General features: G+C 73.9%; 19 protein-coding genes. 9 read left to right on the top strand and 10 right to left on the bottom strand.

From position 1 onward, the window contains the following. Positions 1-54: 54 nt before the first annotated feature. The gene (locus M8C17_RS11825) at positions 55-1101 is read left to right on the top strand and encodes a LacI family DNA-binding transcriptional regulator (RefSeq protein ID WP_252416478.1); all 1047 of its coding nucleotides are present in this window, start codon (positions 55-57) and stop codon (positions 1099-1101) included. A 129-nt stretch (positions 1102-1230) separates the two neighbouring features. Here M8C17_RS11825 and M8C17_RS11820 read toward each other — a convergent pair whose 3' ends face one another. Next, complete coding sequence (locus M8C17_RS11820) at positions 1231-2451, bottom strand: acyl-CoA dehydrogenase family protein (RefSeq protein WP_252416477.1); 1221 nt, start codon at positions 2449-2451, stop codon at positions 1231-1233. After that, a complete protein-coding gene (locus M8C17_RS11815) occupies positions 2451-3530 on the bottom strand; it encodes a phosphotransferase family protein (protein WP_252416476.1) in 1080 nt (359 codons plus the stop codon). The genes M8C17_RS11820 and M8C17_RS11815 overlap by 1 nt, the downstream gene beginning before the upstream one ends. A 149-nt stretch (positions 3531-3679) precedes the next feature. On the opposite strand from M8C17_RS11815, the gene M8C17_RS11810 reads away from it, so the two are divergent. Together M8C17_RS11810 and M8C17_RS11805 are read left to right on the top strand one after the other, a co-directional pair. Then, positions 3680-4384, top strand: coding sequence for an amino acid-binding protein (locus M8C17_RS11810; RefSeq protein ID WP_252416475.1), 705 nt, complete (start codon positions 3680-3682; stop codon positions 4382-4384). Between the two features lie 91 nt (positions 4385-4475). Next, on the top strand, positions 4476-5534 hold the full coding sequence (locus M8C17_RS11805) for a GNAT family N-acetyltransferase (protein ID WP_252416474.1): 1059 nt from the start codon (positions 4476-4478) through the stop codon (positions 5532-5534). A gap of 60 nt (positions 5535-5594) precedes the next feature. Here the strand turns inward: M8C17_RS11805 and M8C17_RS11800 are convergent, their stop codons facing one another. Together M8C17_RS11800 and M8C17_RS11795 are read right to left on the bottom strand one after the other, a co-directional pair. Beyond that, positions 5595-7160, bottom strand: a complete 1566-nt coding sequence (locus M8C17_RS11800; RefSeq protein WP_252416473.1) for an aldehyde dehydrogenase family protein — start codon at positions 7158-7160, stop codon at positions 5595-5597. A 278-nt stretch (positions 7161-7438) separates the two neighbouring features. Further along, complete coding sequence (locus M8C17_RS11795) at positions 7439-8233, bottom strand: LPXTG cell wall anchor domain-containing protein (RefSeq protein ID WP_252416472.1); 795 nt, start codon at positions 8231-8233, stop codon at positions 7439-7441. Between the two features lie 286 nt (positions 8234-8519). Here M8C17_RS11795 and M8C17_RS11790 point away from each other — a divergent pair, with 286 nt between their 5' ends. Together M8C17_RS11790 and M8C17_RS11785 are read left to right on the top strand one after the other, a co-directional pair. After that, complete coding sequence (locus tag M8C17_RS11790) at positions 8520-11408, top strand: glycoside hydrolase family 9 protein (protein WP_252416471.1); 2889 nt, start codon at positions 8520-8522, stop codon at positions 11406-11408. A 110-nt stretch (positions 11409-11518) separates the two neighbouring features. Next, entirely contained in the window at positions 11519-12046 is a 528-nt protein-coding gene (locus M8C17_RS11785; protein ID WP_252416470.1) for a DUF488 family protein, read from the top strand. A 37-nt stretch (positions 12047-12083) separates the two neighbouring features. Here M8C17_RS11785 and M8C17_RS11780 read toward each other — a convergent pair whose 3' ends face one another. From M8C17_RS11780 to bioB, 3 genes are read right to left on the bottom strand one after another with little or no spacing between them, the layout of a single operon-like run. Then, the gene (locus M8C17_RS11780) at positions 12084-12590 is read right to left on the bottom strand and encodes a GNAT family N-acetyltransferase (RefSeq protein WP_252416469.1); all 507 of its coding nucleotides are present in this window, start codon (positions 12588-12590) and stop codon (positions 12084-12086) included. Between the two features lie 4 nt (positions 12591-12594). Continuing rightward, on the bottom strand, positions 12595-12789 hold the full coding sequence (locus M8C17_RS11775; RefSeq protein WP_252416468.1) for a hypothetical protein: 195 nt from the start codon (positions 12787-12789) through the stop codon (positions 12595-12597). Between the two features lie 5 nt (positions 12790-12794). Further along, positions 12795-13790: a biotin synthase BioB gene (bioB, locus tag M8C17_RS11770; protein WP_252416467.1), complete on the bottom strand. Its 996-nt coding sequence runs from the start codon at positions 13788-13790 to the stop codon at positions 12795-12797. A 186-nt stretch (positions 13791-13976) separates the two neighbouring features. On the opposite strand from bioB, the gene M8C17_RS11765 reads away from it, so the two are divergent. Genes M8C17_RS11765 through M8C17_RS11750 form a run of 4 tightly spaced genes read left to right on the top strand, consistent with a single transcriptional unit; the run spans position 13977 to position 18174 of the window. Then, a complete protein-coding gene (locus M8C17_RS11765) occupies positions 13977-15113 on the top strand; it encodes an 8-amino-7-oxononanoate synthase (protein WP_252416774.1) in 1137 nt (378 codons plus the stop codon). Continuing rightward, a complete protein-coding gene (gene bioD, locus M8C17_RS11760; RefSeq protein ID WP_252416466.1) occupies positions 15101-15847 on the top strand; it encodes a dethiobiotin synthase in 747 nt (248 codons plus the stop codon). Before M8C17_RS11765 ends, bioD begins: the two co-directional genes overlap by 13 nt. A 54-nt stretch (positions 15848-15901) precedes the next feature. After that, positions 15902-17500: a sensor histidine kinase gene (locus M8C17_RS11755; RefSeq protein ID WP_252416465.1), complete on the top strand. Its 1599-nt coding sequence runs from the start codon at positions 15902-15904 to the stop codon at positions 17498-17500. Positions 17501-17556: 56 nt separating this feature from the next. Continuing rightward, positions 17557-18174, top strand: a complete 618-nt coding sequence (locus tag M8C17_RS11750; protein ID WP_252416773.1) for a response regulator — start codon at positions 17557-17559, stop codon at positions 18172-18174. A 29-nt stretch (positions 18175-18203) separates the two neighbouring features. Here the strand turns inward: M8C17_RS11750 and M8C17_RS11745 are convergent, their stop codons facing one another. The 3 genes from M8C17_RS11745 to M8C17_RS11735 all read right to left on the bottom strand — a co-directional run bounded on the left by M8C17_RS11745 (position 18204) and on the right by M8C17_RS11735 (position 21215). After that, on the bottom strand, positions 18204-19022 hold the full coding sequence (locus M8C17_RS11745; protein WP_252416464.1) for an ABC transporter permease: 819 nt from the start codon (positions 19020-19022) through the stop codon (positions 18204-18206). Continuing rightward, positions 19019-19951: an ABC transporter ATP-binding protein gene (locus M8C17_RS11740; RefSeq protein ID WP_252416463.1), complete on the bottom strand. Its 933-nt coding sequence runs from the start codon at positions 19949-19951 to the stop codon at positions 19019-19021. Before M8C17_RS11740 ends, M8C17_RS11745 begins: the two co-directional genes overlap by 4 nt. A gap of 100 nt (positions 19952-20051) precedes the next feature. Further along, complete coding sequence (locus M8C17_RS11735) at positions 20052-21215, bottom strand: cytochrome P450 (protein ID WP_374558127.1); 1164 nt, start codon at positions 21213-21215, stop codon at positions 20052-20054. Positions 21216-21218 lie beyond the last annotated feature (3 nt).

Here is a 21218-nt window from a genome sequence, read left to right as displayed (position 1 = left end):
GTGTCCACCTCCAGAAGGTGGCACCGGGCCCGCCCGCCGTCGGAGGAGCAGACGATGACAACGCAGCGCACCCGGTCGCTCGGGCGCCCGACCCTCGATGCGGTCGCGGCCCGCGCCGGCGTGGGCCGGGGCACGGTCTCCCGCGTGGTCAACGGCTCGCCCCAGGTCAGCCCGGAGGCCCGGGCCGCGGTCCAACAGGCCATCGCCGAGCTGGGGTACGTGCCGAACCGGGCGGCCCGCGCCCTCGTCACCCAGCGGACCGATTCCGTCGCGCTGGTCGTGTCCGAATCCGGTGAACGGGTCTTCACCGAGCCGTTCTTCGCCGGCATCGTGCGGGGCATCAGCTCCGGGCTGCTGGAGACACCGATGCAGCTCTGGCTGGCCATGGCCCAGTCGCCCGTGGAGCGGGAGCGCGTCGAGCACCACCTGACCAACCAGCACGTCGACGGCGTACTCCTGCTGTCGTTGCACGACTCCGACCCGCTGCCGACCCTGCTGGAGGAGCGCGGCCTGCCCGCCGTGCTCGGCGGCCGGCCCGCCCGGATGCTGCAACCCGGCGCCCAGCCGGCCTGGTTCGTCGACGTGGACAACGTTGGCGGCGCCCGGCAGGCCGTGGAGTACCTGGCCGGCCGGGGGCGGCGTCGGATCGCCACCATCGCCGGGCCGCAGGACATGGGTGCCGGTCTGGCCCGGTTGGCCGGCTACACCGAGGCCGTCAAGGCCACCGGAGCCGGCGTCAACCCCGACCTGATCGCGTACGGCGACTTCAGCGAGGGCAGCGGCGCGGTCGGTATGCGCCGGCTGCTGGACGCCTGTCCGGACCTGGACGCGGTCTTCGTCGCGTCCGACCTGATGGCGTTCGGCGCGCTGCGTACCCTGCGGGAGGCCGGTCGGCGGGTCCCCGAGGACGTCGCCGTGATCGGCTTCGACGACGCGCCGATCGCCCGGCAGGCGGACCCGCCGCTGACCACGGTCTTCCAGCCGGTGGAGGAGATGGGCCGGCAGATGGCCCGGCTGCTGGTCGCCCGGATCCGCGGCGACGACCTCCCCGCCCCCCACATCCTCCTGGACACCCAACTGATCCACCGCGCCTCCGCCTGACCCCACCGGGCCCCCTCCGTCCAGAGGGGGCCCCGCCGTCGATCATGAAGTTTTCGTCTCGACACGCCGATGCGGACGGCAACAACTTCATGATCAACAGGGAGTGGGGGGCCTGCGGGGCGCTGTGGGTTAGGCGGGGGTGGGGGTCCAGCGGCGGAGTTCGCGTTTGGCGAGGGAGGATCGGTGGACCTCGTCGGGGCCGTCGGCCAGGCGCAGGGTGCGGGTCTGCGCCCACAGGGCGGCCAGCGGGGTGTCCTGGCTGACGCCGGCGCCGCCGTACCCCTGGATGGCCTTGTCGATCACCCACTCCGCCATCGCCGGCGTGCCGATCTTGATGGCCTGGATCTCGGTGTGCGCGCCCTTGTTGCCGACGGTGTCCATCAGCCAGGCCGTCTTGAGCACCAGAAGCCGGGCCTGCTCGATGCGCACCCGTGACTCGGCGATCCACTCGCGGACCACGCCCTGCTCGGCCAGCGGCCGACCGAACGCCACCCGCTCGCTGACGCGGCGGCAGAGCAGCTCCAGCGCACGCTCGGCCATCCCGATGAGCCGCATGCAGTGGTGGATGCGGCCCGGGCCCAGCCGGGCCTGGGCGATGGCGAAGCCGGCGCCCTCGGCGCCGATCAGGTTCTCCGCCGGCACCCGGACGTCGGTGAAGTCGATCTCGGCATGCCCGCCGTGGGTGCCGTCGGTGTAGCCGAAGACGGTCATGCCCCGGCGGACGGTCACCCCCGGCGTGTCCCGCGGGACCAGCACCATGCTCTGCTGGCGGTGCCGGTCCGCGTCCGGGTCGGTCTTGCCCATCACGATGAAGATCTCGCAGCGCGGGTCCATCGCACCGGACGACCACCACTTGCGGCCGTTGATCACGTACTCGTCGCCGTCGCGGGTGATCCGGGTGGCGATGTTGGTGGCGTCGGACGAGGCGACGTCCGGTTCGGTCATGCAGAACGCCGACCGGATCTCGCCCTCCAGCAGCGGCATGAGCCAGCGCTCGCGCTGCGCGTCCGAGCCGAACTCGGCCAGCAGCTCCATGTTGCCGGTGTCCGGCGCCGCGCAGTTGACCGCCTCGGGTGCCAGGTGCGGGCTGCGGCCGGTCAGCTCGGCGAGCGGGGCGTACTGGAGGTTGGTCAGGCCGGCGCCGTAGCGCGGGTCGGGCAGGAACAGGTTCCACAGGCCGCGCTTGCGGGCCTCCGCCTTCAGCTCCGCCAGCACCGGGGTACGCGACCACGGGTCACCGGCGGCTGCCTGCTCGGCGTGCACCGCCTCGGCCGGGTAGACGTGTTCGGTCAGGAACCGGGTCAGCTCGTCGCGCAGCTCCTCGGTCCGGGTGTCGTACGAGAAGTCCATCACCGCTCCCTGGCGGCGGTCAGCCCGTGCGCGACCAGCGGTGCCACCATCTCGCCGATCCGGTCGAAGCCCTCGCCGAGCGTCTGCCCGAGCGTGTGGCGGTAGTGGATGCCCTCGCAGATCACCGCGAGCTTGAAACAGCCGAGTGCCACGTGCCAGTGCAGCGGCCCGACGTCGACGTCGCTGCGTCCGGCGTACCGGTCGATCAGCTCGGCGCCGGTGGGGAAGCCGGCGCGCGGCCCGAGCCCGTCGGCGACCGGGTTGCCCTCGGCCGTCTCGCTGTCGCCGAGCACGTCCCAGTACGTCAGGAGCAGCCCCAGGTCGGCGAGGGGGTCGCCGAGGGTGGCCATCTCCCAGTCGAGGACGGCGTGCACGGCCACCGGGTCGGCCGAGGCGAGGAGATTGTCCAGCCGGTAGTCGCCGTGCACGATCCGGCCGGCGTTCGCGCCCTCCGGGGCGGTCGCCGCCAGCAGGTCGCGCAGCTCGTCGATGCCGGGCAGGTCTCGGCTGCGCGAGCGGTCGAGCTGCCCGCCCCAGCGGCGGACCTGCCGGGCCAGGTAGCCCTCCGGGCGGCCGAAGTCGCTCAGCCCCACCGTGGACGGCTCGACGCTGTGCAGTGCCGCGAGGGTGTCCATCATCGCCATCGCGAGGCCCCGGCGTCGTTCGTCGCCCAGGGGGTCGGTCTGTGCGCGGGTGCGGAACACCTCGCCGGGCATCCGCTCCATGAGGTAGAACGGCGCCCCGAGCACGTCCGGGTCGGTGCAGAGCAGCAGCGCGCCGGGCACCGGCACCTCGGTCGACGCCAGCGCCGAGATGACCCGGAACTCGCGGGCCATGTCGTGCGCGGTCGCCAGCACGTGCCCCAGCGGCGGGCGGCGCAGCACCACCTCGCGGTCGCCGAGGTGCAGCGAGTAGGTGAGGTTGGACTTGCCGCCGGCGATCAGCCGGGCCCGCAGCGGCCCACCAGCGAGGTCGGGCCGGTGCGTGGTGAGGTAACCGGCGAGCCGGTCCAGGTCCAGGCCCGCGGGGGAGGCCGGGTTGGCCCCCGGCCGGAGCGCGTCGACGGCCGGATCGGTCATCCGAATAGTTGATGGCAGGTCGGCCATGTTGTCAAGGTCAGATTTTGCCCTCGGGACATGCCTCTGCAACAGGGACGAAATGGTCAACGACCAGGCTGGTGCCCAGCCTGCCGGCCGCCCAAGCCGGCCCGCCGAGCGGAGGGACAGACATGTTGCTGCGAGTTCGGGTCACCCTGCCGGACCGTCCGGGCACGCTCGGCCAGGTCGCCCGCACGCTGGGCGTCTCCGGCGCGGACATCGTCCAGGTGGTGGTCCTGGAGCGGCTCGGCGGGCGCGCGGTGGACGACTTCACGGTGGTCTGGCCGGGCGCGGCCCGGGTGGAGCGGCTGCTGGCCGGTCTCGCGGCGATTCCGGGCGTCCGGGTGGACGGGGTGTGGCGGGCGATCGGCGCGCCCACCACCACCGGTCAGGACGCGGAGCTGCTGGCCCAGGTCGCGGCGAACCCGGCCGACGGGCTGGCCACCCTGGTCGACGCGGTACCGGGGCTGCTGGCGGCCGACTGGGCCGTTGCCGCCGTGGTGCCACTGGACTGGGCCTCGCGGGCCGGCGGCACCGGCGGGGCGACCGTCGGGTACGCGAGCTGGCGGGCTCCCGTACCGCTGCGACTGCCGGAGGTGACCCCGCTGCGCGGCCGGTCGATGACCACGCCCGACGGCACCCACCACGCGATCGCGCCCTTCGGCCGGGCCGGCCTGGTGCTGGTGGTGGCCCGCGAGCACAGTGACACCCTCTCCGCCGCCGCGTTCCACAGCACGGAGGTGGACCGGCTCACCCAGCTCGTCCGGGCCAGCGCGGTGATCCTCGGTGACCGGCTGGACCTGGTCGGCGCGCCTCCGGTGGTCGCCGGTCCCTGAACGGCCCGAGGAGTTCCCGGGCCGTCACCGGTGAGCAACCGGGCGGCAACAGCCGGGGGCGAGGCTCGTACCCGGGGGAAGGGAGCCAACCATGACGTTGTGGCGGATCCGAGCCACCGTGGACGACCGGCCGGGTTACCTGTCGGTCCTCACGGCGAGCCTCGCGTTGCGCGGGGTCAACATCCTCACCGTGCAGGTGCAACCAACCGAGCAGGGCGCGGTGGACGACTTCCTGGTCGACGCGCCGGACGCGCTCGACGAGGCCGGTCTGGTCGCCGCCGTCGAGCGGGGCCGGGGCAGGGACTGCTGGGTGGCGCGCAGCGAGGCGCGCGGCCTGGTCGACCAGCCCACCCGGGTGCTGGGGCTGGCGAACCGGCTGGTGCGTGACCCGGACGCGACGGGCGAGGCACTGCGGACGCTGCTCGGCGCCGATTCGGTCACCTGGCGGCCGGCGTTGACCAGCGTCGACCGGGGGATCGTCGGCGCCACCATGCTGCTGGCCGACCCGGCGGGTGGCTCGTTCGCGCTGCGGCGGGCCGCACCCGCCTTCACACCGGCGGAGTACGCCCGGGCGCAGGCCCTGGTCGAGCTGGCCGCCACCGCGGCGCGCCGGGCCACGGAACAGGTCACGCTGGTGCTGCCCGACGGCGCCGAGCTGACCGTCCGGCCGGCCTGCGCGGACGACCTGTCCGGCGTGCTGGAGCTGCACGAGGGGTGCTCCCCGCGCAGCCGGCAGCGGCGCTACCTGGGCGGGGCGTCGCTGCCGTCGCCGGACCGGTTGCGCCGGTTGCTGGAGCCGAGGCGAGGGCTGACCCTGATCGCCACGACCACGGCGTACGACGGCGCGGCGGAGTCCGTGGTCGCGATGGCGAACCTGCTCGGCGAGGGCGACGAGGCTGAGGTGGCGCTGCTGGTGCGTGACGACTGGCAGCGGCGGGGGCTCGGCTCGGCACTGCTGCGCCGGCTGGCCGGGCACGCCGAGCGGGTCGGGTTCGCGGCGCTGCTGCTGCACGTCCAGGCCGAGAACGCCCCGATGCTGCGTACCCTGCGCCGGCTGCACCGGCCGAGCGTCGCCGAACGCGACGGCGCGCTTCTCACCCTCACCGTCGCGGTGGCGAGGAAGGGCACCTTCCTGACGCCCGGTGCGTAGCAGCGGCCCCTGCTGGCACCGGCCCCCTGGCGTGTCGCCAGGGGGCCGGTGTCAGGTCGGTCAGGTGGCGGGGTAGCTGCTGTAGTCCGGGAAGTTGCCGTAGAGCCGGCTGTCGCCGCCGACGGTCACCGCCTGCACCAGCAGGTCACCGCCGACGAACGCGCCCTTCCAGGACGCGCCCCGGCCGCCGAACGCCTCGTCCCGGTCGCCCCGGGAGCGAGGCTTGTTGATGCCCACCTTGAACGCCTGGAGATCCACGGCGAGCTTGCCGGCCTCGTCGGTGTCGTCGCAGGCCAGCGAGGCGACCAGCGCGCCGTTGGAGGCGTTCATGGCGGCCAGCAACTCGTCGGTGGTGTCGACCACGACGATCGTGTCGACCGGCCCGAACGGCTCGGCGTGCATCAGGCGGGACCGGCCGGGCGGGGCGAGCAGCACCGACGGCGCCACGTACGCCGAGGTGTCCTGCCCCGGCAGGAACGGTGCGCCGGTCAGCTTGCCCCGGTGCAGCGGCACCGCGCCGCCGCGGACCGCCTCGTCGACCTTGCGGCGCAGCTCGTCGGCCTTGGTGGCGCTGATCAGCGGCCCGAAGTCCAGCTCGGGCAGTGGGTCGCCGGCCTGCCAGGTCTCGTCCACGGCGAGCGGGTGTCCGAACCGGACGGAGCGGACCACCGGCAGGTACATGTCGAGGAACTCGTCGACCAGGTCGCGTTGCACCACGAACCGGGGGTACGCGGTGCACCGCTGCTTGCCGTACTCGAAGCCCTTCTTGAGGTGCGCGGCGAGCAGGTCCCACTGGGAGAAGTTCCAGATGCCCCAGGCGTTGAGGCCCTCCTGCTCGATGAAGTGCCGCTTGTCGCTGTCGAGCAGCGCGGCGGCCACCTTGCCCCCGTTGGAGCGCCCGCCGACGAACGCCACCGCCCCGATCTCCGGTGCCCGGACCAGCACTTCGGACAGTTCCTCGCCGCCGCCGGAAACCAGGGTGGCGGGCAGGCCGGCCCGGCGCATCAGCGCGTGCGCGACGGTGAGACAGACGGCGCCGCCCTGCGACGGGGTCTTGGCGATGACGGCGTTGCCGGCGAGCAGTTGGACCAGTTCGGCGTGTACGAGGACGCTCATCGGGTAGTTCCACGACGCGATGTTGCTGACTGGGCCGGCCAGCGGCTCGCGGCCGTCGGCGAGCATCCGGTCGATCTCGCCCGCGTACCAGCGGACGCCGTCCAGTGCGCGGTCCACGTCGGCGCAGGCCAGCCGCCACGGCTTGCCGATCTCCCAGACCAGCAGCAGCGCGAGCAGGTCGCGGTGGGCGGTGAGCGCGTCGAGTGCGTCGGTGACCCGGGCCTTGCGCTCGGCGAGCGGGGTCTGTGCCCAGGCCCGGTGCGCGTCGGCGGCGTGCGTGACGGCGGCGCGGGCGGTGTCGGCGTCGAGGCGGGCCAGGTTGATCACGACGGTGTTGTCCACCGGGGTGCGGACCGGGGCGGGGCGGCCGACGGCGCGCCAGTCGCCTTCGACCAGGTTGTGCAGGGTGGTGACGCCGTCGACCTCGGCGCCGAACGCCTCCGGGGTGGCGGCCACCGCGCGGGCGAGGACGTCGGACCATGCGGTGCCCTCGGCGAGTCGTAGTGCCATCGCGTTCTCCTCAGGGTTGTCCGGGGAGCGGCGGCGTCGATGGCACCACTGGTGATCGGTACTGTCTCGCGCCGGGTAGCGGGTCAGCAACAGTACGTTTGTCTGGCTGGCGACGTCCTGCCCGTGCGACCCGCCGAACCGCCCGGAGGGATTCGGCGCGAGCTGCGGGAACACCAGTTGTTAAATCAACGAACGTCGATGATGTGACGTACCTCCGGGCGACGTACGGCGACCGGCCGCCGGAGTGCTCCGACGGCCGGTCGCGGTGTGCTCTGGGATCAGCTGGTGAAGGTGATCCGGTCCCGGCGGCGACGCAGCATCAGCAGCAGGGCGCCACCGACGATGAGGGCGACGCCGCTCAGCGCGAAGCCGGTCACGGCCACACCGGTCAGCGGCAGGCCGCCTCCGGTGTCACCGCCGGCCCCCGCGCCCTCCGACGGCGAGACCGAGCCCGACGGCGCGGTCGACTCCGACGGCGAGTCGGAGGTCGACGGGGAGGTGGACCCCGACGGCGAGACGGAGGTCGACGGAGAGGTGGAGCCCGACGGCGAGACGGAGGTCGACGGCGTCGGCGATCCGGTGGTCGACGGGCTCGGGCTCGGCGACTGGCTGGTGCCGGTGCCCGCGCAGGTGTGGGTCAGGTTGAAGAGGTTCTGCGGAACCTGTCCGTGGATGGTGGACTCGCCGGTCTCCAGCTTCCAGCCGGACGGCGTGGCGAACCAGACCTTCTTGGCGCCGTTGTCCGTGGTGAAGTGACCGTCGGCGAGGGTCTTGTAGGTGTCGGCGGTGCCGTTGTTGTCGGTGTCCCAGCCGATCCGCACCGCGTCGACGCTGTCGACGCCGTTGCCGGGCCAGATGAACACCCAGATGTCCTGGCCGGTCTGCTGGCCGGGGGCGCACGTGCCGAAGCCCTCGTTGAAGTTGTTGTTCGTCGCCACGATGTGCTCGCCGTCCTGGCGCAGGGCGGGATGGGTGACGTTGGTCGACGCGAACGCCGGGGTGGCGATGGCGAGACCGGCCGTGGCGGCGGCCGTGCAGACGGCCGCGCGCGCCAGGCGCCGACGCAGTGGCATGAGGATTCCTCCGAGATTGGCCGAGGGGACGGCACATGATCCCATACGAGGGATCTTCGTACGACATCGGTCAATCGGCCTGAGCTGCGACGACGTGCCGGGCAGGATGCGGAATCGGGGCGACCTTTCCGGGCCGCGACCGCGTGTCGCTGTAACGCGTGCGGTCGTTTCGACGCTGCCGGCACCCACCGACCTTCCCATTCTCCGCCGTCCACATTACATTGTCGCTTATCCATGGGAGCGCTTCCATGTCCTGTGGTCACTCCGCCACCGACAGGAGTTCGCCATGCGCCAACCCACCCAGCCGTTCCCCGGCCGGTCACCGGTGACCGACCAGCCCTGGCCCCGGCGGCTGGTGGCCGCCGGCGTCGCCCTGCTCACCGGCCTGGCCCTCGCCGTCACCGCACCCGCGGCCGGGCCGGCGTCGGCCGCGCCGGCCTTCACCTACGCCGAGGCGTTGCAGAAGTCGCTGCTCTTCTACGAGGCGCAGCAGTCCGGCCGGCTGCCCGACTGGAACCGGGTCTCCTGGCGCGGCGACAGCGCGCTCACCGACGGCGCCGACGCCGGCCTGGACCTCACCGGCGGCTGGTACGACGCCGGCGACCACGTCAGGTTCGGCTTCCCCATGGCGTTCAGCGCCACCATGCTCGCCTGGGGCGCGGTCGAGTACCGCAGCGGCTACACCGCCTCCGGGCAGTTGCCCCACCTGCTGAACAACCTGCGTTTCGTCAACGACTACTTCATCAAGGCGCACCCGTCGGCAAACGTCCTCTACGGACAGGTCGGCAAGGGCGACGACGACCACAAGTGGTGGGGCCCGGCCGAGGTGCTGCCGATGGCGCGGCCCGCGTACAAGATCGATGCGAGCTGTGGCGGCGCGGACCTGGCGGGGGAGACGGCGGCCGCCATGGCCGCCTCCTCGATGGTGTTCCGGCCCACCGACGCCGCCTACGCCGACCGGCTGCTCGGGCACGCCCGCCAGCTCTACACGTTCGCCGACACGGTGCGGAAGTCCTACCACGAGTGCATCACCGACGCGACGAGCTTCTACCGCTCGTGGAGCGGCTGGCAGGACGAGCTGGTGTGGGGCGCGATCTGGCTGCACCGGGCCACCGGCGAGGCCAGCTATCTCGCCAAGGCGGAGAGCGAGTACGACAAGCTCGGCACCGAGAACCAGTCCACCACCCGCTCCTACAAGTGGACGATCGCCTGGGACAACAAGCAGTTCGGCGCGTACGTGCTGCTGGCCAACCTGACCGGCAAGCAGAAGTACGTCGACGACGCCAACCGGTGGCTGGACTACTGGACCGTCGGCGTGAACGGCCAACGGGTGCCCTACTCACCGGGCGGCATGGCGGTGCTCGACTCCTGGGGAGCCCTGCGCTACGCCGCCAACACCTCCTTCGCCGCGCTGGTCTACAGCGACAAGACCACCGACGCGACCCGCAAGGCCCGCTACCACGACTTCGCCGTCCGGCAGATCAACTACGCGCTCGGCGACAACCCCCGCAACTCCAGCTACGTCATCGGGTTCGGCGCCAACGCACCGCGCAACCCGCACCACCGCACCGCGCACGGCTCCTGGTGGGACAGCCAGACCGTGCCGGTGGAGACCCGGCACACCCTGTACGGCGCGCTGGTCGGCGGCCCGTCCTCGGCCAACGACGCGTACAGCGACAGCCGGTCGGACTACGTGATGAACGAGGTGGCCACCGACTACAACGCCGGCTTCACGTCCGCGCTGGTCCGGCTGACCTCCGAGTACGGCGGCACTCCGCTGGCGAACTTCCCGGTCGCCGAGACGCCGGACATCGACGAGCTGACCGTGGAGACCACGGTGATGCAGGCCGAGCCGCGGGCCACCGGGCTCAAGGCGATCATCTACAACAAGTCGGCGTTCCCGGCCCGTACGCTGACCGACGGCCGGTTCCGGTACTACTTCCGCCCCGAGGGCACCGGGCCGGTGCAGGTCACCGCCGGCTACACCCAGGGCTGCCCGTCCCCGACCACCGCCAAGCAGTTCAGCGGGGACATCTGGTACGTCGAGGTGGACTGCGCCGGGCACACCATCGCCCCGGCCGGGCAGTCGCAGCACCGGATGGAGGTCCAGTTCAAGATCGGGGTGCCGGAGGGCGGGACCTGGGACCCGACCAACGACCCGTCGTACCAGGCCACCGCCGGGCCCAACCGGAAGGTGCCGCTCTACTCCGGCGGCACCCGGGTCTGGGGCGACGAGCCGGGACCGGCCGTGCCGGACACCACCGCGCCGACCGCGCCCGGCACCCCGGTCGCGTCCAACCTGACCCCACGGTCGGTCACCCTGACCTGGGCGGCGTCCACCGACACCGGCGGCAGCGGCCTGGCCGGGTACGAGGTGCGCGAATTCCTGGTCGGCAACGACGTGGTCGTCATCCGGCCGGTCACCGGCACCTCGCTGGCCATCTCGACGCTGCTGCCGGAGCGGACGTACCAGTTCACGGTCGTGGCCCGCGACGGCGCCGGCAACACGTCGACCGCCTCGCCGACGCTCAGCGTGACCACGCCGCCGGCCGGCACCGCCGACACCACCGCGCCCACCGCGCCCGGCACTCCGGTCGCCTCGGCGGTCACCGCCACCGGGCTCACCCTGAGCTGGGCGGCGTCCACCGACAACGTCGGCGTCACCGGGTACCGCGTCTACCGCGAGGCCGGTGCGACCGACGCGCTGGTCGGCTCGCCGACCGGCACCACGCTGGCGGTGTCCGGGCTGACCGCCTCCACGGCGTACCAGTTCTTCGTGGTGGCCGTGGACGCGGCCGGCAACACCTCCGCGGCGTCCGCGCCGGTCGCCGTCACCACCGCGCCCCCGCCCGTCGGCGGCGCCTGCTCGGTGGGGTACGTCACCAGCGACTGGAGCACCGGCTTCACCGCCACGGTGACGATCACCAACACCGGCACCAGCGCGATCAACGGCTGGTCCCTGCGGTTCAGCTTCCCCGCCGGGCAGACCGTCAGCCAGGGCTGGTCGGCGACGGTCAGCCAGAGCGGCGCGGCGGTGACCGCCACGAACCTCTCCTACAACGGCACCCTGGCCCCGGGGGCGTCGACGAGCTTCGGCTTCAACGGCACCCACTCCGGCAGCAACCCGAAACCCGCCGCCTTCACCCTCAACGGCTCCGCCTGCACCCTCGCCTGACCCGATCCACCCAGAGATCGTGGACAGTTGCCGTTGCCGGGGAACGGCAACCGTCCACGATCTCGCCGGGTGCCGGGATAAGACGGCGGCATTCGGGGCAAGCCGGTGTCGTGGGGGAGTTGCTGACCGTCGGGCACGGCACAGCCGACCGGGTGCGGCTGGGAGAGTTGCTGACCGAGGCCGGGGTGGCCCTGGTGGTGGACGTGCGGCGGTACCCGGCCAGCCGCACCAACCCGGACGTCCGGCGGGAGGAGCTTGAGCGGTGGCTGCCCGAGTACGGGCTCGACTACCGCTGGGAGCGGCGGCTGGGCGGACGCCGACACGTCCCCGCCGGGACACCGGAGCCGGACACCTGGTGGACGGTCGCGGCGTTCCGGGCGTACGCCGCGCACACCCGCACGTCGGAGTTCGACGCGGCGCTGACCGGGGTGCTGGCCGACGCGGCCCGGCGAACCACCGCGGTGATGTGCAGCGAGGTGCTCTGGTGGCGGTGCCACCGCCGGCTGATCGCCGACGTCGCGGTTCTCGGTCGCGGGACGCCGGTGGCGCACCTCATGTCGGATGGTCGGCTCAGCCCGCACCAGGCCGCCGAGGGCGCCCGCCCGCTCCCGAACGGGCACGTGTGCTGGGACGGTTGAGGCGTCGCGGGTTGGCGGGTCTTCGTCGCCGGTCGGCTCACTCCACGAGGTCGTCGGCGAGCAGATCCATCAGCAGGCCGTCGTGCCAGCGACCGTCCTCGCCGCGCTCGTAGCGGCGTAGCACCCCCACCGGCCGGAAGCCGGCCTTGGCGTACGCCCGGATGGCGGCGCTGTTGGCCGCCGCCGGGTCGATCGTGAACCGGTGGTGGCCGTACTCGTCGATCAGGTGCCGGGCCAGGGTGCGGATGGCGTCCACGCCGAGCCCGGCGCCGCGTACCGCCGGGTCGAGGAAGATGTCGAGGCTGGCGTGCCGGTAGTCCGGGTCCGGTTCGGCGTACCACTGGATCGCGCCGATCACCCGGCCGTCGTGCTCGATGGCGTACAGGGTCAGATCGTCGTCGTCCAGGTCGGCGCGGACGGCGTCGGTCAGGTCGCCGCCGCCCCGCCACCAGCGGCGTACCTCCGGGTCGGCCCGGATCGCGGCGAGGGCCGGCACGTCCGCGACCGTCGCCGGTCGCAGAGTCACCGCCCGCCCTCGCAGCATCCGCTCAGCCCCGGATCTCGCCGTGCTCGACGCAGACCGCCGACCAGCCGACCGGCAGCACCTGCACCTTCATGCGACGGCGGCAGCGGTGGCAGTACCGGGGCGGTTCCAACTGCCGCGCCGACGAGCAGCCCGGGTGGGCGGCGCCGTCCGTCACCGGTTCGCCGCACCGGTCGCACCACAGCTCCGTCGTCGTCATGGCGGTCACAGCGTGGCGGAGAGGGCCTTGACCGGCATCTTCAGCTCGTCCAGCAGGTCCAGGTCGGCGGTCGCCGGTCGACCCAGCGTGGTCAGGTAGTTGCCGACGATCACGGCGTTGATGCCACCGAGCAGACCGTCGCGGGTGCCCAGGTCACCGAGGGTGATCTCCCGGCCGCCCGCGTACCGCAGGATCGTGCGCGGCATGGCCAGCCGGAACGCGGCGATGGCCCGCAGCGCGTCCTTGCCCTCCACGACCGGGCGGTCGCCGAGCGGCGTGCCGGGGCGCGGGTTGAGGAAGTTCAGCGGCACCTCGTGCGGGTTCAGCTCGGCGAGCTGCGCCGCGAACTCCGCCCGCTGCTCCACGGTCTCGCCCAGGCCCAGGATGCCGCCGCAGCACACCTCCATGCCGGAGTCGCGGACCATCCGCAGCGTCTCCCAGCGCTCCTCCCAGGAGTGCGTGGTGACCACGTTGGGGAAGTACGACCGGCAGGTCTCCAGGTTGTGGTTGTAGCGGTGCACGCCCATGTCGACCAGGTCGTCGACCTGCTCCTGGGAGAGCATGCCCAGCGACGCGGCGACCTGGATGTCGACCTCGGCCCTGATGGCCGCGACGCCCTCACGCATCTGCTTCATGAGCCGGTCGTCCGGGCCACGGACCGCGGCCACGATGCAGAACTCGGTCGCCCCGGTCTTCGCGGTCTGCTTCGCGGCCTCGACCAGCGACGGGATGTCCAGCCAGACCGAGCGCACCGGTGAGGTGAAAAGGCCGGACTGGGAGCAGAAGTGGCAGTCCTCCGGGCAGCCGCCCGTCTTCAGCGAGACGATCCCCTCGACCTCGACCTCCGGGCCGCACCAGCGCATCCGCACGTCGTGAGCGAGCTGGAGGGCGGCGGGCAGGTGCTCGTCGGGCAGGTTCAGCACGGCGAGGACGCCGGCCTCGTCGAGGCCGACACCGTCACCCAGGACCTGGGTCCGGGCCTGGTCGAGGATCTCTGGCATGGCTCGTACCCTACAAGGCCCCCCGGTCAGCGGGAACGGCCTGCTGGCCGGTCGATCCCGCCCGCTGCCCGGGCGGGGCCGCGTCGGGTCGGCGGCGGGTGGATCCGCCGGGCCGGTGGTGGTGGGTGGTAATTTCGCCCGGCGGGTGTCGGGGTGACCGGCGCGGACGGCGGCGAAGGGGTGACGGTGGCGGACTGGCTGGCGGCGCTCGACCGCCGTGCGGAGCTGCGGGCGAAGGCCGGGCTGACCCGGCGGCTGCACCCGCGCCCCGCCGGGGACGGGATGACCGACCTGGCCGGCAACGACTACCTGGGCCTGGCCACCCACCCGGAGGTCGTCGGCGCGGCCGCGGCGGCGCTGTCGGCGTACGGGCTGGGGGCGACCGGGTCGCGGCTGGTACGCGGCTCCACCGACGCGCACCAGGCGCTGGAGGTCGAGCTGGCGCGGTGGCTGGGCACTGACGGATCCCTCGTCTTCTCCTCCGGCTACCTGGCCAATCTCGGCGCGCTGCGGGCCCTCGTCCAACCCCGGACGCTGCTCGTCTCCGACGCGCACAACCACGCGTCCCTGATCGACGGCTGCCGCATCTCCGGCGCCGAGACCGTGGTGACCCCGCACGCGGACGTGACGGCGGTGGCCGCCGCCCTGGCCGTCGCACCGGGCCGCCCGGCGGTCGTGGTCACCGAGTCGGTCTTCTCCGTCGACGGCGACCTCGCCCCGCTGGCCGAGCTGCACGCGGTGGCCCGCCGCTACGGCGCACTCCTGCTGGTCGACGACGCGCACGCGCTCGGCGTGACCGGTCCCGCCGGTGCCGGCGCGGTCGCCGCCGCCGGGCTGGCCGGCGCACCGGACGTCGTGGTCACCGCCACGCTCTCCAAGGCGCTCGGAGGAGCGGGCGGGGTGGTGGCCGGCCCGGCCGAGTTCGTCCGGCACCTGGTCGAGACCGGGCGCACGTTCATCTTCGACACCGCGCTGCCCCCGGCGGTCGCCGCCGGCGTACACGCCGCGTTGCGGCTGGCCCGCGACGGCGAGGGCCTGCGCGCCGAGCTGGCCGACCGGGTGGCGCTGGCGGTCGCGCGGCTGCGCGCCGCCGGGTTGACCGTCTCCGCACCGGACGCGGCGGTGATCTCGGTGACCGCCCCCGGGCCGGAGGCGGCGACGGCGTGGGCCGCCGACTGCCGGGACCGCGGCGTCGCGGTGGGCTGCTTCCGGCCGCCGTCCACCCCGGACAGCCGCTCCCGGCTGCGACTCACCGTCAGCGCCGGCGTGCCCCGGGCGGATTTCGAGCGGGCGCTGGACGTCGTCGTGGAGTGCGCCCCGTGAGTGCGGTGCCCGGGGCGTGGCGCGGGCCGGTGCTCGTCACCGGCACCGACACCGAGGTCGGCAAGACGGTGGTGACCGCCGCGATCGCCGCCGCCGCGCAGGCCGCCGGCCTGCGGGTGGCCGTGGTCAAACCCGGCCAGACGGGTACGGCCAGCGGCGAACCCGGCGACGTGGACGCGATCAACCGGTTGGCCGCGCCGCTCACCGGCCGCACCCTGGCGAGTTATCCCGACCCGCTCGCCCCGCTGGCCGCCGCCCGGGTCGCCGACCTGCCGCCGTTGGAGCTGTACACCGCCGTGGACGCCGTCCGCGACGAGACCGACAAGCATGATCTGGTGCTGGTCGAGGGCGCCGGTGGGCTGCTGGTCCCGATGGGGCTGCGCCCGTCCGGTGAGCCGTGGACGTTGGCCGACCTGGCGGTGTCGCTCGGTGCGCCGGCGGTGGTGGTCGCCCGCGCCGGGCTGGGCACGCTCAACCACACGGCGTTGACCCTGGAGGCGCTGGACCGGCGGGCGGTGCCGGCCGGTGTGGTGATCGGCGCCTGGCCGTCGACGCCGGAACTGGTGCACTGGACCAACCTCACCGATCTGGTGCCGAACCTGCTCGGTGTGGTGCCGGACGGTGCGGGCGCCATGGACCCGGGCGTGTTCCGGCGCTCGGCCCCCGGCTGGCTCACCCCGGCGCTGCACGGTGTGCTGGACGACTGGCGGGCCTGGGCCGAGGAGATCGGCTGACCACCTGACTTTCGTCAGTGCCCGCCCAGGTCGGGCGTGGGTAGCCTGGCGGCCGTGAGGATCCCGAGGTGGCCGGCGGGCGCAGCGTGGGGCGTGCGGCCGGCGCTGCTGGCGGACGCGCTGCTCTGGGCGGTGCTGGCCGCGCCGATGGGGTTCGCGAGGCTGACCCCGCCGTACTCGCCGCGCACTCTGGCGTTGCTGCTCGGCGGGCTGGCAGTGCTGGCCGTGGCGGTGGCGCTGGGCCGGCGTCGTCCGCTGGTGGGCCTGTCGCTGGTGGTGCTGGCGTCGCTGGTCGACGGCAACTTCGTGTTCGCCATCCCGGTGTTCAGCTATCTCACCGGGCGGCGCAGCGCCGGGGCGACTCCGGCGGCCGTGCTGTTCGGTGTGATCGCGGTCGGTGGCACGGTGCTGAACCTGGGGCTGCTCGGCACCGAAGCGGCCACCTGGTTCCTGCTCGCCTCGGTGCTGCTGTTCGCCGGGGTGTTCCCGTGGTTGGTCGGCCGGTACCGCCGGCAGCAGCGGGAACTGGCCGACGCCGATCGCCGGCACGCCGACGCGCTGGCACGGGAGCAACGCGGCGCCGGCGACCGGATCCGGCTGCGGGAGCGGGCCCGGATCGCCGAGGAGATGCACGACTCCCTCGGCCACGACCTCAGTCTCATCGCGTTGCGCGCCGCGGCGCTGGAGCTCGCCGACGACCTCGACCCGCGGCATCGGGCGGCGGTGGGGGAGCTGCGAGCCAGCGTCGCCGCCGCCACGGAACGGCTGCACGGCATCATCGGTGTGCTCCGCGAGGAGGGCGGGAGCGCCGGGCTCCGACCGGCCGGGGAGACCGTCACCGATGTGGTCGACGGTGCCCGGGAGGCCGGCATGACGGTCCTGTTGGACGCCCCGCCCACCGTGGTCGAGCTGCCCGGGATGACCGGGCTCGCCGCCCACCGGGTGGTCCGGGAGGCGCTCACCAACGCGGCCCGGTACGCCCCGGGCGCCCCGGTCACCGTCACCCTCGCCCCCGAGGCGAACGAGATCGAGGTACGGGTGCTCAACGGGCCACCACCGGCCGGTCCGTTGCCCACGCCGCCGTCCTCGGGCAGCGGCCTGCTGGCCCTCGCCGAGCGGGTCCGCCTGGCCGGCGGCGTCCTGGACACCGGCCCGCGCCCGGACGGCGGCTTCGAGGTACGGGCCCGGTTGCCGATGCCCGCCGATGGCGTCCCCGCCGACCCGACCGTCGGCGTTCCCGCCGGGCTGAGGTCCGCCGAGCCCGGTGCGGTGACCGGTGCCGGGTCGGCCGGCGGCGGGATGGAGTGGCCGGCGGACGCCGAGCGGCGGCTGCAGGCGGCCCGTCGTCGGGTACGGCGCAGTCTGCTGACCGCGCTCGCCGCCCCGGCCGGGCTCGCGCTGGCCTTGTCGCTGGTCTACTACCCGTTCGCCACGGCCGGCACGGTGCTGGACGAGGCGACGTACGACCGGATGCGGCCCGGCACCGCGCGCGCCGACCTGGCGGGGTTGCCCCGCCGGCAGGTCACACCGCCGTCCGGCGGCGAGGAGCCCGGCTGCGAGTTCTACACCGACGGCAACTTCCCCCTCGCCCAGCCGACCTGGCGGCTGTGCTTCACCGACGGCCGGCTGGTCGACAAGGAGCGGATCGCGTAGTGAACACGGACACCGCAGTCTCGCCGGTCCGGGTGGTCCTCGCCGACGACGAGGCGATGATCCGGGCGGGCGTTCGGGCCATCCTCGCCGCCGACCCGGGCATCGAGGTGGTCGCCGAGGCCGGCGACGGGCGGGCGGCGGTGGAGCTGGTCCGGGCGCACCGACCCCGGGTGGCGTTGCTGGACATCCGGATGCCGCGCCTGGACGGGCTGGCCGCCGCCGCCGAGATCCACCGGGTGGCGCCGGCGACGGCGACGGTCATGCTGACCACCTTCGGTGAGGACGACCACGTGGCCCGGGCGCTCGGCCACGGTGCCAGCGGGTTCCTGCTCAAGGCCGGCGACCCGCGCGAGCTGATCGCCGGGGTGCACGCGGTCGCCGACGGTGGGGCGTACCTGTCGCCGCGGGTGGCCCGCCGGGTGATCGAGCTGGGCGCCGGGCGGTTGGCCCGCCGGCCCGTCGCGCGGGACCGGACGGCGGCGCTGACCGAGCGGGAACGGGAGGTGCTGGCGCTGGTCGGGGCGGGGCTGTCCAACGCCGAGATCGCCCGCCGGCTGCACCTGGTCGAGGGCACCGTGAAGAGCTACCTGACCAGCATCTTCACCCGGTTGGACGTACGCAACCGGGTGCAGGCGGCGATCATCGCCTACGAGGCGGGGCTGGTCGACGGGTGAGCGGGGGCCGGTCGGCCCCCGCCCACCGGTCAGGCGTCGCGGCGGCGCAGCACGGCCCGGCCCAGCAGCAGCGCCGCGCCGGCCCAGCCGGCGAGCAGCAGCAGCCCGACCGCGCCGGGATACGGCTCGACGTCGCCGGCCAGGAAGTGCCCACCGGCAACGCCGGGGAACACGTCGGCGATCCGGTTCAGCACGGCGATGTCCGGCTCCTGGAGCGACAGCGGCACGATCATCAGGGTGGCGAAGAGCACCGTGAGGGTGAGCACCGCGCTGCGTAGCGCCGCGCCGAGGCCCAGCGCCAGCACGCTGACCAGCGCCAGGTAGGTCGCCACCGCCAGAATGTCGCCGATGGTGCTGGCCATGGGCGCACTGCCCCACCGGCCGAGCACCGGCCGCGCGACCAGGGCGCCGACGCCGCCGAGCAGCAGGCCGAGGACGAAGGTGACCGCGCCGGCCACCACGGCCTTGGCCAGCAGCACCCGACCACGTGCCGGGGTGCACTGCAGCGTCGTCCGGATGGTGCCGCTGGTGAACTCGGCGGTGATCGCCAGCAGGCCCAGCGCCAGCACGGCGTACTGGGTCAGCTCGACGGCGCTGACCACCACGCTGCCGGCGGTGACGATGCCCGGGTCGTCGGCCGGGTCGTCGTTGGTGTTGGCGTTGGCCGCGTAGATGGCCAGCTGGCCGGCGCTCGCGGCCATCAGCAGCAGCGCCGCCATCGCGGTCCACCGGGTGGTCCGCACCGAGAACAGCTTGGTCCACTCGGCGGCCACCGCGCCGCGGAAGGCGCCCGGGGCGGGACGGGTGTCCGGGCTGGTGCCGGTGTCCGGGATGGTGCTGGTGCTCATCGTGCCCCGCTTCCGGTCGGGCCGCCGGCGTACTCGACGCTGTCGGCGGTCAGCTCCATGAACGCCTGCTCCAGCGATGCGCCGTGCGGGCTCAGCTCGTGCAACCGGACCCCCAGCTCGTACGCCAGGTCACCGACCCGGTCCACGGTGCTCCCGGTGACGGTCAGCTCGTCGGCGCCGGCCGGCTCGACGGTCGCGCCGGCCGCGGTGAGGCGCGCGGCCAGGGTGGCCAGCCCGTCCGCGTGCGGACTGCGGACCCGGACGGCGACCGCGCTGCCGGCGATCACGTCGTCGATCGGGGCGTCGGCGAGCAGCCGTCCGCGCCCGATGACCACGAGCTGGTCGGCGGTGAGCTGCATCTCGCTCATCAGGTGGCTGGAGACGAAGACGGTCCGTCCCTGGTCGGCGAGGGAGCGCATCAGCTGCCGGACCCAGCGCACCCCGTCCGGGTCGAGGCCGTTGACCGGCTCGTCGAACATCAGCACCGGCGGGTCGCCGAGCAGCGCGCCGGCGATGCCGAGCCGCTGCCCCATCCCGAGGGAGAGGGTGCGGCCCGGCTTGGCCGCGGCGCGCCCGTCGAGGCCGACGGTGTCGAGCACCTCGTCCACCCGGCGACCGGGAATGCCGTTGCTGCGGGCCATGGCCAGCAGGTGCGCACGGCCGGACCGGGCCGGGTGGATGGCCCGGGCGTCGAGCAGCGCGCCCACCTCGTGCAGCGGCCGCCGCAGCTCCCGGTACGCCCGGCCGCCGACCAGCGCCTGCCCGGCGGTGGGCCGGTCCAGGCCGAGGATCATCCGCATGGTGGTGGACTTGCCGGCGCCGTTCGGGCCGAGGAAGCCGGTGACCCGCCCGGGCGCGACGTCGACGGTCAGGGAGTCGACCGCGACGGTCGCCCCGAACCGTTTCGTCAACCCACGTAATGTGATCATGCGCTGACGCTAGGCGCGCGAGGGGGAGCGGCACCGCGCCCGAACGGCGACCACCGCACCTGACTTTCGTCAGTCCCACAGCCCGCCAGCGGGCCGCCGGTCAGCCGCGGCGGACGACGAAGGCGTCGGGCATCCGGAAGGTGAGGTTGTCCGGGCACCACGGTGCGCGGACCACGGTCACCCCGTCCAGCAGCGGTGCGGCCTCGGTCACCACCACGGCCGCCTCCATCCGGGCCAGCACGTCACCGACGCAGCGGTGCGCGCCGGCACCGAACGCCACATGCCGGCGCGATCCGCGCTGGCCGGGCCGGAACTCGTCGGGCGCCTCGACGACCGCCGGATCCCGACCGGCGCGGGCCAGCCAGAGCACGAGGCTCGTACCCGCCGGCACGGCGGTCCCGCCCAGCATGTTGTCCGCAGCGGCGACCCGGCGCCAGGTGACGATCGGCGGTTCCAGCCGCAGCCCCTCCTCGACCACGTCGGCCACCGCGACCTCACCGGTGCGGAGCCCGGTCAGCACCGAGGGCTCGCCGGCCAGCCGGTGCAGCAGCAGGGTGAGGAACTGCGAGGTGGTCTCCTGCCCGGCGACCAGCAGGAAGAAGAGCGCGCCGACCACCACGTCCGGGGCGTGCCCGGCCTTGCGCAGCTCGGCGGCCAGCCCGCCGCCGGTGGCCGCGAAGTCGCGCAGCACGCCGTGGAAGCGGCCCACCTCGGCAGCGAGCGCCACCTGCCGGTCGGGGTCCAGCGGTGCCCAGAACAGCTCAAGGGCGGCCCGGGCGAACTGCTTGACCGCGCCGACCGGCGCGTCCGGCAGCTCGACCAGCCGGGCCAGCACCAGCAGTGGCAGGTCGGCGGCGAGCTCCGCGTAGAGGTCGACCGCCGCACCGGCGTCGAGGCTGGCGGCCAGCCGGGCGACCCGTTCCCGGACCAGCGCGGTGAGCCAGGGACGCTGCGCGGCGACCCGGGCGGGGTGCAGCGCGTCGGCGACGATCGACCGGATCGCCGGATGGCTGGCGCCGGAGTTGTTCGCCAGGGTCGGCGGTAGCCGGAACCGGTGCCCGGCGAGCACCCGCAGCGCCGTCACCGGCATCGGGGTCACCGCGTCCAGCGCGTTGTCCGGCCGGTAGGCGACCGGGTCCGCGAGGACCTGGCGGACCAGCGCGTGCCGGGTCACGACCAGATGGGGTACGCCGACGTGGTCGGTCACCGTGGCCACGTCCGGCCAGGGTGCCCCGACCTCGGACGCCCAGCTCCGGAACAGCACGCC

Source organism: Micromonospora sp. RHAY321, assembly GCF_023896955.1.
GTDB lineage: Bacteria > Actinomycetota > Actinomycetes > Mycobacteriales > Micromonosporaceae > Micromonospora.
Note: the sequence above shows the minus strand (reverse complement) of the source record. Positions and strands in the feature narration are given on the sequence as shown.